The organism is Qipengyuania algicola (assembly GCF_042492175.1).
Taxonomy (GTDB): domain Bacteria; phylum Pseudomonadota; class Alphaproteobacteria; order Sphingomonadales; family Sphingomonadaceae; genus CAJXSN01.
Genome location: NZ_CP170453.1, coordinates 592721 through 610743 on the forward strand (window position 1 = coordinate 592721; position 18023 = coordinate 610743).

Annotated in this window: 17 protein-coding genes; 4 read left to right on the forward strand and 13 right to left on the reverse strand. The window is 62.3% G+C overall.

Annotated elements, in window-relative coordinates; translation table 11 throughout:
* Positions 1–26: 26 nt before the first annotated feature.
* Positions 27–755, forward strand: a complete 729-nt coding sequence (locus ACFCW2_RS02870; RefSeq protein WP_379548912.1) for a 3'(2'),5'-bisphosphate nucleotidase CysQ — start codon at positions 27–29, stop codon at positions 753–755.
* A gap of 3 nt (positions 756–758) precedes the next feature.
* Here the strand turns inward: ACFCW2_RS02870 and ACFCW2_RS02875 are convergent, their stop codons facing one another.
* Both ACFCW2_RS02875 and ACFCW2_RS02880 read right to left on the reverse strand, forming a co-directional pair.
* Positions 759–1631, reverse strand: a complete 873-nt coding sequence (locus ACFCW2_RS02875; protein ID WP_379548056.1) for an HpcH/HpaI aldolase/citrate lyase family protein — start codon at positions 1629–1631, stop codon at positions 759–761.
* Positions 1631–2083, reverse strand: a complete 453-nt coding sequence (locus ACFCW2_RS02880) for a MaoC family dehydratase (protein ID WP_379548058.1) — start codon at positions 2081–2083, stop codon at positions 1631–1633. Before ACFCW2_RS02880 ends, ACFCW2_RS02875 begins: the two co-directional genes overlap by 1 nt.
* A gap of 153 nt (positions 2084–2236) precedes the next feature.
* Here ACFCW2_RS02880 and ACFCW2_RS02885 point away from each other — a divergent pair, with 153 nt between their 5' ends.
* Positions 2237–2752 (forward strand): hypothetical protein, encoded by a 516-nt coding sequence (locus ACFCW2_RS02885; protein WP_379548060.1) that lies wholly within the window; start codon positions 2237–2239, stop codon positions 2750–2752.
* 12 nt (positions 2753–2764) lie between these two features.
* Here ACFCW2_RS02885 and ACFCW2_RS02890 read toward each other — a convergent pair whose 3' ends face one another.
* The 3 genes from ACFCW2_RS02890 to ACFCW2_RS02900 form a co-directional block, all read right to left on the reverse strand.
* On the reverse strand, positions 2765–4414 hold the full coding sequence (locus ACFCW2_RS02890; protein WP_379548061.1) for a RyR domain-containing protein: 1650 nt from the start codon (positions 4412–4414) through the stop codon (positions 2765–2767).
* 72 nt (positions 4415–4486) lie between these two features.
* Complete coding sequence (locus tag ACFCW2_RS02895) at positions 4487–6013, reverse strand: acetyl-CoA acetyltransferase (RefSeq protein WP_379548063.1); 1527 nt, start codon at positions 6011–6013, stop codon at positions 4487–4489.
* 77 nt (positions 6014–6090) lie between these two features.
* Complete coding sequence (locus tag ACFCW2_RS02900) at positions 6091–7956, reverse strand: ABC-F family ATP-binding cassette domain-containing protein (RefSeq protein WP_379548065.1); 1866 nt, start codon at positions 7954–7956, stop codon at positions 6091–6093.
* Between the two features lie 79 nt (positions 7957–8035).
* Here ACFCW2_RS02900 and ACFCW2_RS02905 point away from each other — a divergent pair, with 79 nt between their 5' ends.
* A complete protein-coding gene (locus tag ACFCW2_RS02905) occupies positions 8036–8302 on the forward strand; it encodes a hypothetical protein (protein ID WP_379548066.1) in 267 nt (88 codons plus the stop codon).
* Complete coding sequence (locus ACFCW2_RS02910) at positions 8299–9456, forward strand: JmjC domain-containing protein (RefSeq protein ID WP_379548068.1); 1158 nt, start codon at positions 8299–8301, stop codon at positions 9454–9456. Before ACFCW2_RS02905 ends, ACFCW2_RS02910 begins: the two co-directional genes overlap by 4 nt.
* Before the next feature lie 11 nt (positions 9457–9467).
* Here the strand turns inward: ACFCW2_RS02910 and ACFCW2_RS02915 are convergent, their stop codons facing one another.
* The 8 genes from ACFCW2_RS02915 to ACFCW2_RS02950 all read right to left on the reverse strand — a co-directional run bounded on the left by ACFCW2_RS02915 (position 9468) and on the right by ACFCW2_RS02950 (position 18021).
* On the reverse strand, positions 9468–10019 hold the full coding sequence (locus ACFCW2_RS02915) for a pseudouridine synthase (RefSeq protein ID WP_379548069.1): 552 nt from the start codon (positions 10017–10019) through the stop codon (positions 9468–9470).
* A complete protein-coding gene (gene asd, locus ACFCW2_RS02920) occupies positions 10019–10876 on the reverse strand; it encodes an archaetidylserine decarboxylase (RefSeq protein WP_379548071.1) in 858 nt (285 codons plus the stop codon). Before asd ends, ACFCW2_RS02915 begins: the two co-directional genes overlap by 1 nt.
* Positions 10877–10880: 4 nt before the next feature.
* The gene (locus ACFCW2_RS02925) at positions 10881–11840 is read right to left on the reverse strand and encodes a winged helix-turn-helix transcriptional regulator (RefSeq protein WP_379548073.1); all 960 of its coding nucleotides are present in this window, start codon (positions 11838–11840) and stop codon (positions 10881–10883) included.
* A gap of 10 nt (positions 11841–11850) precedes the next feature.
* On the reverse strand, positions 11851–12753 hold the full coding sequence (locus ACFCW2_RS02930; RefSeq protein WP_379548075.1) for a DUF1295 domain-containing protein: 903 nt from the start codon (positions 12751–12753) through the stop codon (positions 11851–11853).
* A 3-nt stretch (positions 12754–12756) separates the two neighbouring features.
* Entirely contained in the window at positions 12757–13986 is a 1230-nt protein-coding gene (locus ACFCW2_RS02935; RefSeq protein ID WP_379548077.1) for an acetyl-CoA acetyltransferase, read from the reverse strand.
* Positions 13987–14000: 14 nt separating this feature from the next.
* Complete coding sequence (locus ACFCW2_RS02940; RefSeq protein ID WP_379548079.1) at positions 14001–15485, reverse strand: carotenoid oxygenase family protein; 1485 nt, start codon at positions 15483–15485, stop codon at positions 14001–14003.
* A 172-nt stretch (positions 15486–15657) separates the two neighbouring features.
* Complete coding sequence (locus tag ACFCW2_RS02945; protein ID WP_379548081.1) at positions 15658–16788, reverse strand: acyl-CoA dehydrogenase family protein; 1131 nt, start codon at positions 16786–16788, stop codon at positions 15658–15660.
* A gap of 24 nt (positions 16789–16812) precedes the next feature.
* Positions 16813–18021, reverse strand: coding sequence for an acyl-CoA dehydrogenase family protein (locus ACFCW2_RS02950; RefSeq protein WP_379548082.1), 1209 nt, complete (start codon positions 18019–18021; stop codon positions 16813–16815).
* Between the last annotated feature and the right edge of the window lie 2 nt (positions 18022–18023).

Below are 18023 nucleotides of genomic sequence, written 5' to 3' on the forward strand. Positions count from 1 at the left end.
AAAATATGACGCAAGTGCCTGCCGAAATGACCGACGCCGAACTGGCTGCCCATCTGGCACATCATGCGGGGCAAATCCTGCTTCAGGTCCGCGAGAGCAACGTCTTCGAAGGCAAGTCGCTGGGCAAGGCGGGCGATGAAACGGCGAACCAGTTTCTGGTCCACGCCCTGCGCCATCTGCGCCCGGAGGACGGCCTTCTGTCGGAAGAGAGCAAAGATACGGACGAGCGGCTGGGCAAGGCCCGCACATGGATTGTCGACCCGGTCGATGGCACCCGCGAATATGGTGAGGCGCGTACCGACTGGGCGGTGCATGTCGCGCTCTCCATCGAGGGCAAGCCGGAGATCGGCGCGGTCGCTCTACCGGGGCTGGACACCGTCCTGCGCACCGATGCGCCCGTGAACGTCCCTCAAGCGCAGGAAACACCGCGTCTGGTCGTCAGCCGCACGCGCCCTGCCAAGGAAGCGGTCGCTGTCTCCGAAGCAATCGGCGGCGAGCTGGTCGGCATGGGCAGCGCGGGCGCGAAGGCCATGGCCGTTGTGCGCGGCGAGGCCGAAATCTACCTTCACACCGGCGGCCAGTATGAATGGGACAGCTGCGCCCCGGCCGCTGTCGCATTGGCGCATGGTATGCACTGCAGCCGCGTGGATGGCAGCCCGCTGATCTACAACCAGCAAGACACCTACATGCCCGACCTGCTGATCTGCCGCCCCGAATGGGCCGAGCGGGTCGTGGCCGAGGTCGCCAAACTTTAGAGTTTAATCCGCAGGCAAGCTCGCCAGCAATTGCTGTGCCCGCGACAGATGCGGGCGGTCATACATCTTTCCGCCATGGCCGATTGTCCCGAGGCCGGGATTGTCGTCGAATAGCTTGACCACCATGCGTGCCTCGGCGATTTCGTCTTCACCCGGAGTGAACGCGGTGTTGATCGGATCGACCTGCGCGGGGTGGATCGCCAGCATGCCGCCAAAGCCCTGACGCCGCATCGCCCCCGCCCGCTTGGCCAGTCCTTCGGTGTCACGAAAATCGGTCTGGATCGTTTCGATCGCCGTAACACCAGCCCGCGCCGCACCCAGCAGACACAGGGTCCGGGCCAGCTCGTAAGCCGGATCGAACCGCCCGTTCTCGTCCACATTGGATTGCGCACCGATGGAGTCGGACAGGTCCTCTGCCCCCCAACTCATCGCCACCAAGCGCGGAGCACCGGCATAATTGCCCGCTTCGAACATGGAGGCAGCGGTTTCCGTCACCAGCGCCATAACCGGCGTCGATCCCAGCTCGATCCCGTGCGCCGCTTCCAGAGCCGACAGCGTATGATCGAGCCGAACAATATCCTGCGGCCCCTCTGCCTTGGGCAGCACAATTCCGCCCGGGCGTGCGGGCATCACTGCCGCCAGATCGAGCAGCGGCATATCGCTTTCGAACGGATTGATGCGCACCCACAGCCGCTCGGGATTGTCCGCGCCGGAGAGCGCCTGCGCCACCATCCGCCGCGCTTCGGGCTTCACTTCAGATGCCACCGCATCTTCCAGATCGAAAATGACGATATCGGTTTCGCTGGCCGCCGCCTTGGCCATCTTCTTCTCGCTGTCGCCCGGAGCAAACAGCCAGCTGCGCATGGGGATCGCCATCAGCCCGCCCTCTTCTTGACCAGCGCCATTCGCAGGCACCGGCAGACCACTTCATCGCGCTGGTTGATGCATTCATGGGCGAAAGTGACGATCCCGGCATCAGGCCGCGATTTGCTGGTCCTCAGCTCGGTCACTTCGCTGGTGGCGCGCAAGGTGTCTCCTATGAAAGTCGGCTTGGGGTGGACCAGCTTGTCATAGCCCAGATTGGCCACGAGCGTGCCCAGCGTGGTGTCGCCAACGCTCACCCCGACCATCAGCGAAAACGTGAAAGTGCCATTGACGAGGATCTGGCCGAACTCGCTCGCCTTGGCCGCCTCCACATCCAGATGCAGCGGCTGCGTGTTGTGAGTCATGGTGGTGAACAGCAGATTGTCGGTTTCGGTCACCGTACGCCGGATTTCGTGCTCCACCCGATCACCCACTTGCCAATCGTCGAAATACCGGCCTGCCATGCATGCCCCCTTGCGCTTTGGAATATCGTTGCTTCGCTAGTCGCGCGTGGCACTTACGCGGTCAAGCCTGCCCGTCTTTCCGGGCGCGACCGCGCTTGTTATTTGTACTGGCAGATATATGCTCGCATCTCGATAATGCCGGATGGGGGACACATGGACGGCAATGAACTCTACGAACGGACAAAGAAGGCGCTGGGGCTGGCGATCACCCTCGTCCAGCTGGCGATAGCGCTGTCATTCCTGCTGTTCGTTTTCACGCTGGAAGACAGCTTCAGCATCCTGTCGATTGTCGGCATTCTGGATGGCGGACGCGATACCGGGCTGTGGCTGGTGTGGCCGGTGGTCGGCTTTGTCATTGCCTCGCTGATCGTATCGCAAATATTGTTCATCCGCCGCGCACGGGCGCTCTTTGCGAGCGAGGACAACGCGATTGCGTGTTTCGGCACCACCACCAACAGCACCAGCAAATCCCTCGATCAGGTGCGGACCGAACTCACGCGCTATGCGCTCGTCGCCCTGCCGCTAGCGCTGGTAATCGCTCTGTTTATCCGGATGCCGTTCGTGAACGTCCTGCTGGGCGCGACGCTGTCTTTTATTTTGATCGTGTTGTTCCTGTTTTACCGCGACAACGCGAAACTGTTGCGATGCGACGAGGAACTGCTTTCCTAGGGCAGCAAGCGCCTAGCCCGCCTGCCGCAGGGCATCGGCCAGCGTGGTGATGACATTCCGGTCATAAGACTTCGCCTTCTCGCTCAGCGCATCATACGGGATCAGATCGGGATGCAGCCGCCGCCGGTCGTCGCGCATTTCGGCATGACGCCAGCCCGCGAGGCGCCGCTCGGCCATCCACCGGTCATGCTCCAACACCGCAAGCGATTCGAGCAGCGCGCCGCCCTCCTCCAGCTCTGGAAATTGCGGCAGCGGCCCGTCGCCTGCCGTCACCACAGCGCCGGCGCTATGCAGCTTGGCGGGCAGATGCACGATATTGCGGCGGTTCGCCCCGCGTAAGTCCTCGTCCAGATCATCCCACGGGCGGTTGGCCGGGGCATCGGGCGGAGCGGCATCGCGATAGGCCTGATGCAGCGCGCGGGCGAGCCGGTCGGGCGTATCGCCGACCAGCCCGAGACCCACAGCCACGTCTTCTGCATGGCCGAAACCGATGGGTCGGTCGCAATCTTCGGGCACGTCGACCCCTCCGCCCGTGCGGACATGCTCATACCGATAGATACCGCAGGCGTTCCAGCCCTCGGCACGCACCAGTTCTGTCAGGCGGAAAGCGGTCACCAGATTGTCCCGCTGATCGGCGAAGCAGACATAGAAGCGCGACACCGGGTCCTGGGCCATCACCGAGCGCAAAGTATCGGCAGGCAGATATTGCGGCTCACCGGCGATCACTCCGCCTTCGAAAGAGATATCGGCCACTTCGGCAAATTCTGGCGCGGACAAGGCCAAGGCTGCGGCATTCTCCTTCGGATTGGCGCAGAAGACCGTGAAGCGCGGCTTGCCCAGATCGGTGGTGAGCGAGGACAGCAAAGTATCGCGGACAATTGCTTCGGAGGCTTCGGTCCAGCCGAAAATCACGCTGTGCAGCCGCTTCTGCTCGCGCTCTACCGCAGCAAGGAAGGGTGGGCGGCGTTCATGCAGGCGGCGCACGGCGGCATCCTCTGCCGAGATGACGCGGGTGCGGGTAACCCCGTATTCATGCGCCAGAGCTTCCATCGCCGCCCCGTCGCGCGCCAGCACGATGATGTCGGCCCTGGTCCCCATCACTTCCAGCGAACGGGCGATCGCCATCTGGGCTTCGGGTGCGCCTTCATAGGCGATCACAATCGCCTTGGCCGTGCCCAGCCGGTAGGCGCGATAAAGGCTGCCGCTCCAGCGTTCCGAAACAACGGTTGCGCCGGGCACCGAGACGGGCATACCCGGGTGGAGCCACAAGGTCGGGCGAGAGGCAGCAACATGATCGGCCAGCGGGGCAAGCATTTCGGCATCGCCCATCAGGACGATATCCGGCTTGCCCATCCGCGCGCGCAGGGCCTTGAAACGGTCTGCGAACAGCAGGCCGACTGTCTTGCCGACAGCCCAGGCGAGAAAGATCAGGCCGAGCCAACGCGCGATTTCCAGCCAGGGGTTCCAGATAATCTCGCCAGCGTCGTTTTTCAGCGAGGTTGAGTCCTTGTAGAAATCGCCCACCGCGAGGGAATCGATGGCGTAAAAGAACGCGTCATGCGGCGTGCGGTCGGCTTCCATCCAGCCGATCCACGCCAGCACCACAGCCAGCGTCCCGACAATCGGAATAAAAAACGAAGAATCGAATATCCGGCGCAGCATACTTCCCCCGCTCACGCGTTACACATCGAGTTCGCATGCTCTGCCGACGCGGGCGAGCGATTGCAAACGGCGTTAACCCGCCACGCTGAAGCGGTTCAGATCATCGTCGTGCGCGATGGTGATGTTCGCGCCGAAGGGATCGCCGGTTTCAAGCAGCGCCAGTGCAGGCGCATCCGCCGGGATCGCCGCGACGCGCTCGCCACCGGGAGTGCGCGCAATAACCGTGCCGCGCGGCCCCTTCTTGCTGTTCTGGATGGTGTAGGTCTCGATTGTGGCTGGGCCGTCATACTGGTCGAGCGCGGCGACCGCATCGGCCTGATCCGCGCAGGTCTTCACAAGCTGCTGCGACCAATCTGCGGGCTCTGTCGAGTAAATGCCGGTCGCGTATTTGCTCATGAAGCCGCCATTGGCGATCACCATGGCACGGCTTCCGGGTTCACTGCGGCACCGGGCAACCGCCTCTGCAATGCCATGCGCCGAGTAATTGTTGCCCGCCCCGCCAAAGAACGGCAGCCCCCCCGTCAGCGTCAGCCCGCGCGGATCGTCTTCGGCAATGTCCAGCGCCTCGATCAGGTTGCACACGGGGATCGGGAAGCAGCTGTAAATGTCGAAATGCGCGATTTCGGCCACGCTGGAGCCCGCCATGTCCAGCGCCGCGTGCGCGCAGTCGACCGCGCTGGGCGCGAGATGCAGATCGGCGCGCTGCATGGGCGAGGCTTCCTTGGCATCGCTGACCGCGTGGATATGCACCCAGCGGTCTTCCGGCACGCCCAGTTCGCGCGCGGCCTCCACCGAGGCAACGATGATAGCGGCGGACTGGTTGACCTGATCGCGGGCGATCATGCTCTTGGTATAGGGCTCCGCCACGATCCTGTTGCGCTCGGTCGGCGTGGCAATCTCCTCGGCTGTCCGGGCGACGGGCGCGGCGGCGTGTGGATTGCTGGCGGCGACCTCGGTGAACGGGGCAAACAATTGCGCCATATGCGCGCGGTGTTCCTCCAGCGAGCGGCCGAGCACTTTGCGCCGCGCATTCTCCATCAGCGCATAGGCGGGGATCGCACCGCGCACGCCGTGGGCAATAAGTGTGCTGTCGAGCACGCCCTTCATACCAAAGCCGCGATCTTCCATCTGGCCGCCCAGTTCCTCGGACCAGTCGGGTTTCTCGCCCTTGGCGACCAGCGCCAGCGTGGTCGAAATCGCTTCCGATCCGACCACGGCGGCCACTTTCGCACGGCCTTCGGCAATGTCCTGAGCAAACTCGCCCACCAGCCGCTGCGGAGCCTGTCCGCCGACATATTCGAGGATTGCTCGCGCGGGGTCGGCCCCGACACGCTGCGCAATCGCGCGCGGCGGATTGTCGGCTTTCCCAAACGGAGCAATCGCTACCGGCGTTGAAATCTCGAACTGACGGATCGCGCCCAGCGTATCCAGCGCCGACGCCACATCGCCGCGCGCCTGTGCATCGGCAATCGCTGCGCCCAGCGCCCGGCCAGCCATATCCATCGGCGACAACGCGGCATATTCCGCATCGTCCAGTTTCTCGGAGAACTGCCCCACTCCGATGATGACGGGCGTGCGCGGATCGAGTGGTGTGGTCATGGCAGCGGGGGTGTCCTTCTAGCGAAATTCCCCGCCGCAATGCCGGTCCCGCCGCCCGCTGTCGAGCAGCGGTTTTGTCAGGCCGCCTGCTCCAATTGCGCGCCCAGCGCCAGCCAGTCGGCCTCCGCTTTTTCCAGCGCCTCGGCCGCTCCCGCGCGCAGATCCAGAAGCTCGCTCATCGCTTTATCGGCATATTGCGGCACTGCATTGGCCGGTTCGTACATCGCCTGATCGATCTGGCTGCACCGCGCCTCCAGCTTGGCTATCGTCTTCTCGATCTTGGCGAGTTCCGATTTCACAAACCGCTCTTGCGCCCGCGATTTGGCGTTGGATTTGCCGCCGCTCTTCGCTGGCTTGCCCGCGTCCTTCTTCTTGGGCTGGTTCCGGTCCAGTACGAAGTCGATGTAATCGTCCATGCTGCCGGAATATTCCGTCGCCGTGCCGCCATCGACCAAGACCAGCCGGTCTGCCGTCAGCTCCACCATATGCCGGTCATGGCTGATCAGGATGACGGCGCCGGTGTAGTCGTTCATCGCTTGAATCAGCGCCTCGCGGGCATCGACGTCGAGGTGGTTGGTCGGCTCGTCCAGAATGAGCAGATGCGGCGCATCGCGGGTCACCAGCGCCAGCGCCAGCCGTGCGCGCTCACCGCCCGAGAGTTTTTCCACCCTGGCGGTGGCCCGATCACCGGAAAACCCGAAGCGCCCCAGATGCGCGCGGACCACGCCGGGGGCTTTGCCGTCCATCACCCGCGTCATCAGTTCCAGCGGGGTGCTGTCAGCCTGCAATTCCTCCACCTGATACTGGGTGAAATAGCCGACCTTCAGCTTGCCACTGGCATTCACGCCGCCTTCCGCCGGTGCCAATTGCGCGGCCAGCAGGCGGGCCAGCGTGGTCTTGCCGTTACCGTTGCGGCCCAGCAGCGCGATCCGGTCCTCGGCATCGATCCGCATATTCAGCCGCTTGAGCACAGGCGGGGCCTCGCCATAGCCAACCGCCGCGCCTTCCATGCTCAGGATGGGGGATCGCAGAACGCTTGGGTCGGGAAATTCGAAGCTGAGCGAGGCGTCCTCGGCCATCGCCGCAATCGGCTGCATCTTTGTTAGCATCTTGGCTCGCGATTGCGCCTGTTTGGCGGTGGAGGCGCGGGCGCTGTTGCGGGCGACGTAGTCTTCCAGCCGCGCGCGCTGTGCATCCTGCGATGCCTTCGCACTGGCAAGCTGCGCGGCGCGTTCGGCGCGTTGTTTCTCGAAACTGTCGTAGCCGCCGGGGTACAGGGTCAGCTTGCCGCCCTGCAGATGCAGGATGTGATCGACCACCTTGTTGAGCAGATCGCGTTCGTGGCTGATCACCAACACCGTGGCGGGATAGCTTTTGAGAAAATTCTCCAGCCACAGCGTGGCTTCTAGGTCCAGGTGGTTAGAAGGCTCGTCAAGCAGCAGCACGTCGGGCTGCGAGAACAGCAGCGCCCCCAGAGCAACGCGCATTTTCCAGCCGCCGGAAAAACTGTCGAGCGGCTGGCGCTGCATTTCCTCGTCGAACCCCAGCCCTGTCAGAATACGGGCGGCCCGCGAAGGCGCGCTGTAGGCGTCGATCGCCAGCAGCCGGTCATGCACATCGCCCAGCCGGTGCGGGTCGGTGCAGGTCTCGGATTCCTCCAGCAGCGCGGTGCGCTCTACATCGGCGGCCAGCACCGCTTCCTCCGGCGTTATGTCGCCTGCCGGGGCATCCTGCGCGATATAGCCCAGCCGCGTGCCGCTGGGGGTGCTGATCTCGCCCTCGTCCGGGTCGATCTCTCCGATGATGCTTTTCATCAATGTCGATTTGCCCGCGCCATTGCGGCCGATCAGCCCCACACGACCGCCATGCGGAATCGCCGCAGTCGCGCGGGTAAGAATGTCACGGCCGCCGAGCCTGACTGTCAGTCCATCGATGGTGAGCATGGCGGGGCGCATAGCAGCCCTTTGCCGCCGACCCAATGCTGCACTTGCATCCGGCGGCAACCCTTCTAGCAAGCGGGGCATGGATATGGACAATCTGCTGCGCCGTTATTTTGGCTCCGATGATCTGGCACAGGTGAATGCGGCTGCAATTCCCGCTGCAACCGAAAGGATGCTGGTCGATCTGGGGTTGAAGAAAGACCCGGCAGAGCGATTCGCCTTGTGGAGCCTGCTTTATATGCTCGGCTCCGCGCCCGATCTGGATGTCGCGTTCGAGGACGAGGCCGACCGCGAGGCGGCGCGCAACTTCATGGATCTAATGATCAAGGCTCAACAGCAACAAGAATGAGCACTCTCGACCCTGCGTGCTTCGATCCGGCCAGCTTCCTGCGCGATTATTGGCAGAAGAAGCCGCTGCTGATCCGCAATCCTTGGAAGGAATGGCGTAATCCGCTGGAGCCTGACGAGCTGGCGGGTCTGGGCTGCGAGCCGGGTATTGAATCGCGTCTGATCTCGGGCGCAGCCGATGCATTGGCGTTGGAGCATGGCCCACTGCCGCTGGACCGTTTCGATGCGCTGGGCACCGCGCCATGGACATTGCTGGTGCAGGCCGTGGACCACCATGTGCCCGCCGTGGCCGATCTGTTGCTGCAGTTCCGCTTCATTCCGAACTGGCGGATCGACGATGTGATGGTCAGCTTCGCCACAACCGGCGGCGGAGTGGGCGCGCATTTCGACCAGTATGACGTGTTTCTGGTGCAGGGTCTGGGCCGCAGGCGCTGGCGGGTTGGCGGGATGTGCGACGAGACATCACCGCTGCTGCCGCACGACAGCCTGCGCCTGCTCGCAGATTTCGAGCCGGTTGCGGACTACGTGCTGGAGCCGGGCGATATCCTCTACGTGCCGCCCGGTATTGCGCATGAGGGCACATCGCTCGGCAATGATTGCATGACCTATTCGATCGGCTTTCGCGCGCCTTCTGTGGGCGAGCTGGTGGATGGCTGGACCGAGCATTTGCTGGACGAAGCGGGCGATGACGACCGCTACACCGATCCTGATCTCACGGTGCAGGACAATCCGGGGGCCATTGCACCCGAAGCGCTGGACCGGCTGCACAGGATGATCACCGAGCGGTTGGGCGACAAGCAGGCCTTTGCCCGCTGGTTCGGCGAATTCACCACTGCCCCAAAACCGTCGGAGATCGACTGGACTCCCGATGATCCATTCGATGTGGAGCGGGTTGAGATGGAATTGGCAAGCGGTGCCGAGATCGTGCGCAATTCGGCCAGCCATTTTGCGTTTATCGAGGAAGAAGAAGACGCAGTGACCCTGTTCGTAGACGGCACTGCATATCAATGCTCCGCAGAAGCTGCCGAGGTGGCCCGCATACTTTCCAACTGCCAGTATTTGGGCGTCAATGCGACACAGAGAATATCCAGCGATGTGGTTGCCTTGCTCGTCATTCTCCTCAACGCAGGTGCCGTTGCAATCGTGGAGTATTAGGCTGATTTGCCTTAGGGCACGAATTCCTCGCGGGTTTCGCCCAGCCCCAGCCCGTCAAGCGTCCAGTCGCCGACGGACCAGCGCACCAGCCGCAGAGTGGGTAGGCCGACGGCCGCCGTCATGCGCCGGACCTGCCGGTTCTTGCCTTCGCGAATGGTCAGCCTGATCCAGCTATCGGGCACGCTTTTGCGCACCCGGATCGGCGGGTCGCGGGGCCACAGGTCGGGTGGATCAATGGCCTCGGTCTGTGCCGGGCGGGTCAGGCCATCCTTAAGCCGCACGCCCTTCCTCAGCGCCGCGAGGGCGGCATCGTCCGGCACGCCTTCGACCTGCGCAAGATAGGTTTTGCCCAGTGTGAATTTCGGATCGGAAATGCGCGATTGCAGCCGCCCGTCATCGGTCAGCAGCATCAGCCCTTCGCTATCCCGGTCCAGCCGCCCCGCAGGATAGACACCGGGCACTTTCACGAAATCGGACAGTGTCTGGCGCTTTGTCTCCGTACCCCTGTCGGTGAATTGTGACAGCACTCCGAAGGGCTTGTTGAGCAGGATCAGCCGCGCCATTACCCGTCCGCTGCCGCGCTGCCCATCGGCTCACCCAGCCGGACGGGGCCCTCGGGAGCCCAATTCTGATCGAAAGCAATTGTACTGGGCCGGAACAGCATCACGATGGTGGAGCCGAGCAGGAAGCGGCCCATCTCCTCGCCCTGTTTCAACACGATGTCCTGATCGTCATACGACCACTGCGCCAATTCGCCGCTGCGCTTCGCATTCACCACGCCGTGCCACACCGTCGCGACGCTGCCGACAATCGTCGCACCCACCAGCACCATGGCGAACGGCCCGTGCTCTTCGGACTCGAACAGGCACACCACCCGCTCGTTACGCGCAAACAGATTGGGCACGCCGCGTGCCGTCACCGGATTGACCGAGAACAGGTCGCCCGGAACATGGATCATCCGCGTCAGCCGCCCGTCGCAGGGCATGTGGAGCCTGTGGTAATCGCGCGGAGACAGGTAGATATTGGCGAAGCTGCCATCATCGAACTGCTGCGCCATCGCGGCATCCCCGCCGAGCAGATCTGTCGCGGTGAAATGATGGCCCTTGGCCTGAAAGATACGGCCCGTCTCCACCGTGCCCAGCTGGCTGATCGCGCCATCGACGGGACACACGAAATCCGCATCGGCAATCGGCCGTGCGCCCTCGCGCAGGGGCCGGGTGAAAAACTCGTTGAAGCTGGCATAGCTGGAGATGTCGGGATTGGCCGCCTCGTTCATGTCGACGCGGTATTTCTTCACGAACCAGCGGATCAGGCGGGTGGTCATCGCCCCGCCCTTCGCGCTGGCGACCCCGCCGGCAATTTTGGTCAGCAAGAGTTTGGGCAGAAAATGCTGCGCGGCGATCGAGAGGCGTTCGGACATGGTGCTAACCCTCGGATCTGGCCAGATGGATTGTTACGTCCGGCAGCAGCAATTCTTCGCTGCACGATCCGCACCCGGCATACACCTCCAGCTCCGCGCCGCAGAGCGTGTGCGTCAGAAGCACCGGCGGGCCTTCCTCGGCCCCGAAATAGCGGTCCCCCCAGCGCTGGATCATCAGCAGAACAGGCAGGTAATCGAGCGACTTTGCCGTCGCGGTATAAGCAAAACGGTTCGGGCTGGTCTGATACATCCGCGCTTTGAGAAAACCATGCTCGACGAGCCATGCCAGCCGATCGGACAAAATGTTCGATGCCATACCGCTATCGTCCAGAATTTCGTCGAACCTGTTCAGGCCGGTGAAGATGGCCCGCATGGCCAGCCCCGCCCAGCGGTCGCCCAGTAACTCCGCGGAATCGGTGAACAGCGAAAGGTTCTGCGCGATCGCCTGCCGGTTGCGGTGTGCGCGGCGGCGGGTATATTCCGGCTCCACCATGGCCAGCCCGGGGCCTTCGCGCCAATCAATATCCTGCGGCTTTACGACCTCTCGGCAATGACTGCAGAGCGGCTGCGGGATGATCGCCTGTTCGCAGGAGTGGTGGGTCAGCTCCATATCGAGCGATGCTCGGCGGGCCGACCAGCTTTTCTCCCACCGCAGCAGCATCATGGTGACCGGAAAGAGATCGCGGCCCATTTCCGTCAGGCGATATTCGTGCCGCGGCGGCTTGTCGCAATATTGATGGCGTTGCAGAACGCCGCGCCCGACCAGCGATTTCAATCGCTCCGTCACCAGCGGCCGAGACAGACAGGTCCGCTCGCGAATGGCCGAGAAACGCAAGTCGCCGAGCCAGATCGATTCCAGAATCAGCAGCGTTGGCACATCGCCAAGCACATCCAGCGCGCGCCAGATCGAGCAGGTGCGGACCAGCCGCGCTGCGTTGGATTTCTGATGCTGATCGCCGGACATCGTGGCCGCTTCAGGAGCGGGGCGGCATGGGCACGAGCTTCGGCGTTTTGCGGCGATATTCCTGATAGGCCGGATCATCGCCCCATTTGCTCTTCGACGACTGCTCCTGCAAATTGATCCCGCTGATTTTGGTCAGAAGCAGGTAGATGAACACCGGTGAGGAGAGGACGACAAACGACCAGCCGGACAGGACCGGCAGCGCCATGACCACGACCCCGGTCCACAGCATGATCTCGCCAAAATAGTTCGGGTGCTGCGACCAACGCCACAGGCCGACATTGATGAACTTGCCCTTGTTCGCAGGGTCGGCCTTGAATGCGCTCTTCTGCTTGTCCGCCACAACTTCGATGCCGAAACCGACCACCCAGATTGCTGCGCCGAGCCAGAAGAAGACCCCTAGCGGCACACGGTCGCTTGCGGTGATGATCGCCAACGCGGCCGACGCCGTGATGATCGTCCAGACAGCCTGCAGGGTCCACGCCACCAGAAAGCGCGGCGGGTTCACCTTGATCTTGTCGAACCGGCTGTCCCTGCCGCCGTCATTGGAAATACGGATAAACAGGAACGTGCCCAATCGCGCGGCCCACACCACAACCATTATCGCGACGACAATGGCCCGCGTATCCAGTTTCGTGCCGAGGCCGAAATCATGGGAGAGCAGGCATGCGACTGCAATCATCGTGATATAGGTCAGCGATCCGATCAGGTCGTAAAACTTTTCCGTCTGGGCAATCGCCGCCGGGACAAAAGCGATCCAGTTTACGGCGAAGGCCATGATCGCGCAAACAGCCAATACAGGGATTCCGGCCAGATCCTGACCGGTGCTGCCTGCCAGCCAGGCAAAGCCGAGTCCAAGGGCAGTAGCAAAGATCACCACGCCAAAGCTGCGCAGCGATTTCTTCAAGTTTGCCATAGTTCAGACCCCGATAACAAAACTGCAATTGGTCGTGCCGGATCCGCCGACATTGAACGTGCCGATATTGCGCGCACCTTCGACCTGATAATCCCCCGCTGTTGCAGTAACTTGTCGCATCGCGTCAAGCGCCATGCGGACGCCGGTTGCGCCCACCGGATGCCCGATGCCCATCAACCCGCCCGAGGCATTGACCGGGATGGAGCCGCCATACGCAATGCGCCCATCCTCGACCGCTTTCCACGCCTCGCCCGGCGCGGTGATGCCGAAATGCTCGATCGCGATGTATTCGTTGATTGTGAAACAGTCGTGCGTTTCAATCGCGTCCAGCTGCTCCGGTCCTGAAATCCCGGCACGGGCATAGGCATCGGTGATCGCCTTGCGGGTCCACGGGAGCAGGTATTCCGCGTCTTTGCTGGCGGCCAGTTTGGTGTCCATCAGCATCGGAGCAGTGGTGTGGCCCCAGCCCTTCACCCGAGCGAGGCTTTCCAGCGGGACGCCGCGCTTGTCAGCGTATTCCTTCGCCTTGCTTTCGGAGGCGAGGAACAGCACCGCTGCTCCGTCAGTGATCTGGCTGCAATCCTGCCGCCGCATCCAGCCATGGACGACCGGGTTGAGCTCGTCATCATTGGCGAAATGCTGATCGGACAGGGTCCAGCCGCGCGTTTGCGCATTGGGGTTGCGCTTGGCGTTCGCGAAATTGATCCGTGCGATTTCCTTCAGGTGATCGTGATTGAGGCCGTGGCGCGCATCATATTCCTCCGCCATGTCGGAGAACATCGCGGGCCAGACGAACCGCGCATCGGTGGCCTCTTCACCCACCCACACTGCTGCGCCCAGATGGTCGCCCGCCGTCTGGCCGGAGACATTGCGCATATATTCCATGCCGATGACACAGGCGCAGTCATACCGACCTGCCTCGATATCGGCCATCGCCGCCAGAATGGCGAGCGAACCCGACGCGCAGGCCCCTTCATGGCGGGAGGCAGGGACACCGGCCAATGCGGGGTGCACATGGCCAAGAAAACCGCCTAGCATCCCCTGCCCGGTAAACAATTCGCCGACGAAATTGCCGACATGCGCGACGTCGATTTCTTCCGGATCCAGTGCGGCGGCTGCCAGAGCGCCGTTGACACCGTCACTCAGCAGATCGACGATCGTGCGGCCCTCGCGCGAATAGTTCTGCGAGAAATCGGTCTGGTGACCGCCGAGGATATATACGTTGCCTGCCATGTGCCGCCTTTCGATCAGGCTGCTTGCTCGCCGGCGTGCGCACCTGTCAACTCATCGGCCCCGGCCCACACGGCGTGCGTGCCGCTGCAAATGCGGTGCGGCAGGATGATCTGGCACACCGGCCCGGCCTCGATATTACGTGCGTCAAAGATCACGCATTCGGACCGGTCCTGCACCATGTCGGTGATGAAGCTGATCAGATAGCCATCGTCCTCCCCGGTCGCGCCGAAGCGCGGAATGAACGGGGTTTCGGAGCCATAGCGCCCCTCGCCGAACATCACCTTGGTCGCGGTGCCTTCTTTCAGATCGTGCTTCACCAGCCCGTTGAACAGGAACCAGCCCTTCTCGCCATGTGCGCTGTACACATAGCGGTGTTCGCGGCCGTAATAATTGGGATTGAGCGTGCCGAACTCGACATGCTCTTCCTGACAGACGCGGGCCTCTGTCGTCTCGCCGTTCTTCAGATTGAAGCGCCAGCGGTGGAGATGCGGGCGCAGCGAATGCAGGTCGATATTGGCGAACAGCAGGTTGTTGGGCGGCTCCATACTTTCCAGAGGGCCGGGCAGCGGGCTTTGCTGGCGGTATCCTTCCAGAACCACTTCGTCTCCATCTTCCCAGCAATTGGTCCAGTGGAGCACATAAGTCGGCTCCGCCTCGAACCACATCACATCCTCTGCCGCGCCGAAGCGGGGGATGACAGCGAAGCGCAGCTTCTTGGTGGGATCGAATGTCGGCACGAAATATCCGTTCTCCAGCGCTTCCGGCACCGGGAACAGCGGGCAGTCATTGAGCACCGAATAATTGTCAGAAATCGCCATATCGTGCGGCAGGCGGGTACCGGGCAATTCGATCGGCACATAATGCTTTAGCTGGTTGTCCGGGCCGACGACGCCGTAATGCATGTAGGGCGCTTTATCGCCGTAATTGAAGAACATCAGATCGCCGGTCTTGCCATCCAGCTTGGGGTGAGCGGACAGGCCCTCTGCCGGGGTCCAGGGCTCGATCCCCAGCGTATCGAGGCTTTCGGGATCGAGCAGATAGCCCTCGCCGCATTGCCAGAAAGTGGAGAGGATCTGGCCGTTGCGCACCAACACATCGGTGGAAGAACTGTCGCGCAGGCCCCCGCCAATGCCGCAGCCATCATGTTTTGATTTCTTGCTGTTGTTGGTGAAGCCCGCCCACAACGCCTTGCCGGCCTGCGCCTCGGCCTTGAAGCCTGCGGTGCGGATGAAGCGGTTCTTGTACTGCGCCTTCCCGCCGGAAATGCGCATCATGTGCAGCATCCCGTCGCCGTCGAAGGGGTGATAGCGGCCGATTGGCTGGTGCACGGGGTTTTCCGTGTTGCGCACGTAAATGCCGTCAATATCGGCGGGGATCGTGCCGATCACCTCCATGTCATCCGCATCATACTCGTCGAAATTGGGGGTCCATGCGCCGGTCAGATAGGGATGATCGGTCGGCTCCAGAGTGGCTTCAACGCGGTTGACGAGCTTTGACATGGGGCGCGGATCCTCGAGTAGGTTAAGTTACGCAAGTGATAGCCACCCCTCCGCTTCTGTCAATCGCTCCCTGATCAAATGGGCGGCCCTTAAATCCGGAGCATACAAAGAGAAGGGGCGGTCTGTTGCCAGACCGCCCCTTCTCTTTTGCTCAAACGCTGCTCGCGCCGCGTCATGAGAGTTTCACGTGCCGTTTCAAATGGTGATCGACATTGCCGAACTCGTGGTCGAAGATCGTCAGCCGCTTGAAATAATGCCCGATGGCGTATTCATCGGTCACGCCATTGCCGCCATGGATCTGGACAGCTTCCTGCCCGATCAGGCGCGCGGCCTGACCCACACCCACTTTCGCTGCGGAGACCGCACGTTTGCGCTCGGTCTCGCCTGCATCCAGTTTCAGCGTAGCAAGATACGTCAACGACACCGACTGTTCGTAGGCCGTGTACATGTCCACCATGCGGTGCTGCAGCACCTGGAACTTGCCAATCGGCACGCCGAATTGTTTGCGCTGGCGCGAATATTCGACGGTCATTGTATGGGCGACCTTCATCGCGCCGCACGCTTCCGCGCATTGCGCGGCGATGGCTTCATCCGTCACCAGCTCGATCAGCGGCAGGGCCTTGCCCTCTTCGCCGATCAGCGCGTCCGCCGCGACGGAAACGTTTTCGAAATACACTTCCGAAGCGCGCCGCCCGTCAACGGTTTCATAATCGCGGGTCACGACCCCGTCGGCGGCCTTCTCGACAATAAAGACGCTGATTCCGTCCCGGTCGCGCCCGCTGCCCGATGTGCGAGCGGTTACGACCAGATGGCTGGCCCACGGCGCGCCGATGACCACAGCCTTGTGACCGTTCAGCGTGTAGGTATCGCCGTCTTTCTTGGCGGCGGTAGCGATGTCGGCATAGTCGTAGCGGCCCCGCGGCTCGGCATAAGCAAAGGCGAAGATCCGCTCGCCGCCGATGATTGCCGCCAGATGGTCTTCTTTCTGCGCATCGGTGCCTGCGTGCTTCAGAAATCCGCCTGCGCAGACAACGGTGGGCACGAAGGGTTCAACGACCAGACCTTTGCCGAACTCTTCCATGATGACCATGGAATCGATGGCGCCGCCGCCAAAGCCGCCATCGTCTTCGCTGAACGGCATTCCCAGAATGCCCAGCTCGGCCAGTTGCGCCCACACTTCGGGGCGCCAGCCGGCATCGCTTTCGATCGCCTTGCGGCGTGTTTCCCAGTCATATTGTTCACGGACCATGCGCGACAGACCGTCGCGGACCATGTCCTGTTCTTCGGTGAAGTTGAAATCCACGTGTTTCTCTCCCGTCCGGCCGGCTTACAGGCCGAGGATCATTTTGGTGATGATGTTGCGCTGGATTTCGTTCGATCCGCCATAGATCGAGGTCTTGCGCATGTTGAAATAGGTCGCTGCCGAATGCGCGGCATAGTCCGGCCCGATCGGATATTGGTTTGAACCGGCCTCGCTGTTGTCATTGGCGATGCTGCCATAATACGGCGTGCCGTAGCTGCCGACCGCTTCCAGCGTCAGCTCGGTCAGGCGCTGCTGCACCTCGGTGCCCTTGATCTTCAGGATGGAGCTTTCCGGCCCCGGGCCCTTGCCAGCCTGCTCACCAGCAAGCGTGCGCAGTTCGGTGATTTCCAGCGCAGCCAGATCGATTTCCAGCTGGCTGACCTTGCGGGCAAAATCGAAGTCCTCGATCAGCGGCTCACCATACAGCGTCTCGTTCGCTGCGATTTCGCGCAGTTTCTCAACGCCGCGCTTGGAGCGGGCCACACCGGCAATGCCGCTGCGTTCGTGAGCGAGCAAGAACTTGGCGTAAGTCCAGCCCTTGTTCTCTTCGCCCACCAGATTTTCGACCGGCACGCGGACGTCGGTCAGCCAGGTTTCGTTGACCTCGTAACCGCCATCCAGCAGCTTGATCGGCTTCACTTCGACGCCCGGCGTCTTCATGTCGATCAGGATGAAGCTGATGCCTTCCTGCGGCTTCGCAGCATCGGGATCGGTGCGGCACAGGAAGAAGCCCCAATCGGCGTGCTGCGCCAGCGTGGTCCATGTCTTCTGGCCATTGATCACATAATGATCGCCGTCACGCACAGCCGTGGTTTTCAGCGAAGCAAGGTCGGAGCCTGCGCCGGGCTCGCTATAGCCCTGACACCACCACACTTCGCCGCTGCGAATGCCGGGCAGATGCTTTGCCTTCTGTTCTTCGTTGCCAAAGGTGTAGATGACCGGGCCGACCATCGAGACACCGAAGGGGAGCGGCATGAACGTGTTTGCGCGCGCGTTTTCTTCCGACCAGATATAGCGCTGTGTCGGCGTCCAGCCGGTGCCGCCATATTCGACCGGCCATGCGGGGACGGACCAGCCCTTTTCCCCCAGGACCTTGTGCCACGCGGTCATTTCCTCCGGCGTCATGTCCTCGCGCATGCCGAAATCGCCCAGATGCTTGGGGTGGTTCTCGGCAATAAAAGTGCGCACTTCGTCGCGGAAGGCGATCTCTTCGGGGGTGAAATCCAGATTCATAT

Bases quoted from the DNA above. Each gene is read 5' to 3' on its own strand.
- ACFCW2_RS02880 (WP_379548058.1), bottom strand. From the start codon at position 2,083: ATGGCAGGCCGGTATTTCGACGATTGGCAAGTGGGTGATCGGGTGGAG.
- ACFCW2_RS02910 (WP_379548068.1), top strand. From the start codon at position 8,299: ATGAGCACTCTCGACCCTGCGTGCTTCGATCCGGCCAGCTTCCTGCGC.
- ACFCW2_RS02905 (WP_379548066.1), top strand. From the start codon at position 8,036: ATGGATATGGACAATCTGCTGCGCCGTTATTTTGGCTCCGATGATCTG.
- ACFCW2_RS02895 (WP_379548063.1), bottom strand. From the start codon at position 6,013: ATGACCACACCACTCGATCCGCGCACGCCCGTCATCATCGGAGTGGGG.
- asd (WP_379548071.1), bottom strand. From the start codon at position 10,876: ATGTCCGAACGCCTCTCGATCGCCGCGCAGCATTTTCTGCCCAAACTC.
- ACFCW2_RS02935 (WP_379548077.1), bottom strand. From the start codon at position 13,986: ATGGCAGGCAACGTATATATCCTCGGCGGTCACCAGACCGATTTCTCG.
- ACFCW2_RS02870 (WP_379548912.1), top strand. From the start codon at position 27: ATGACCGACGCCGAACTGGCTGCCCATCTGGCACATCATGCGGGGCAA.
- ACFCW2_RS02885 (WP_379548060.1), top strand. From the start codon at position 2,237: ATGGACGGCAATGAACTCTACGAACGGACAAAGAAGGCGCTGGGGCTG.
- ACFCW2_RS02900 (WP_379548065.1), bottom strand. From the start codon at position 7,956: ATGCTCACCATCGATGGACTGACAGTCAGGCTCGGCGGCCGTGACATT.
- ACFCW2_RS02890 (WP_379548061.1), bottom strand. From the start codon at position 4,414: ATGCTGCGCCGGATATTCGATTCTTCGTTTTTTATTCCGATTGTCGGG.
- ACFCW2_RS02915 (WP_379548069.1), bottom strand. From the start codon at position 10,019: ATGGCGCGGCTGATCCTGCTCAACAAGCCCTTCGGAGTGCTGTCACAA.
- ACFCW2_RS02950 (WP_379548082.1), bottom strand. From the start codon at position 18,021: ATGAATCTGGATTTCACCCCCGAAGAGATCGCCTTCCGCGACGAAGTG.
- ACFCW2_RS02930 (WP_379548075.1), bottom strand. From the start codon at position 12,753: ATGGCAAACTTGAAGAAATCGCTGCGCAGCTTTGGCGTGGTGATCTTT.
- ACFCW2_RS02925 (WP_379548073.1), bottom strand. From the start codon at position 11,840: ATGTCCGGCGATCAGCATCAGAAATCCAACGCAGCGCGGCTGGTCCGC.
- ACFCW2_RS02875 (WP_379548056.1), bottom strand. From the start codon at position 1,631: ATGGCGATCCCCATGCGCAGCTGGCTGTTTGCTCCGGGCGACAGCGAG.
- ACFCW2_RS02940 (WP_379548079.1), bottom strand. From the start codon at position 15,485: ATGTCAAAGCTCGTCAACCGCGTTGAAGCCACTCTGGAGCCGACCGAT.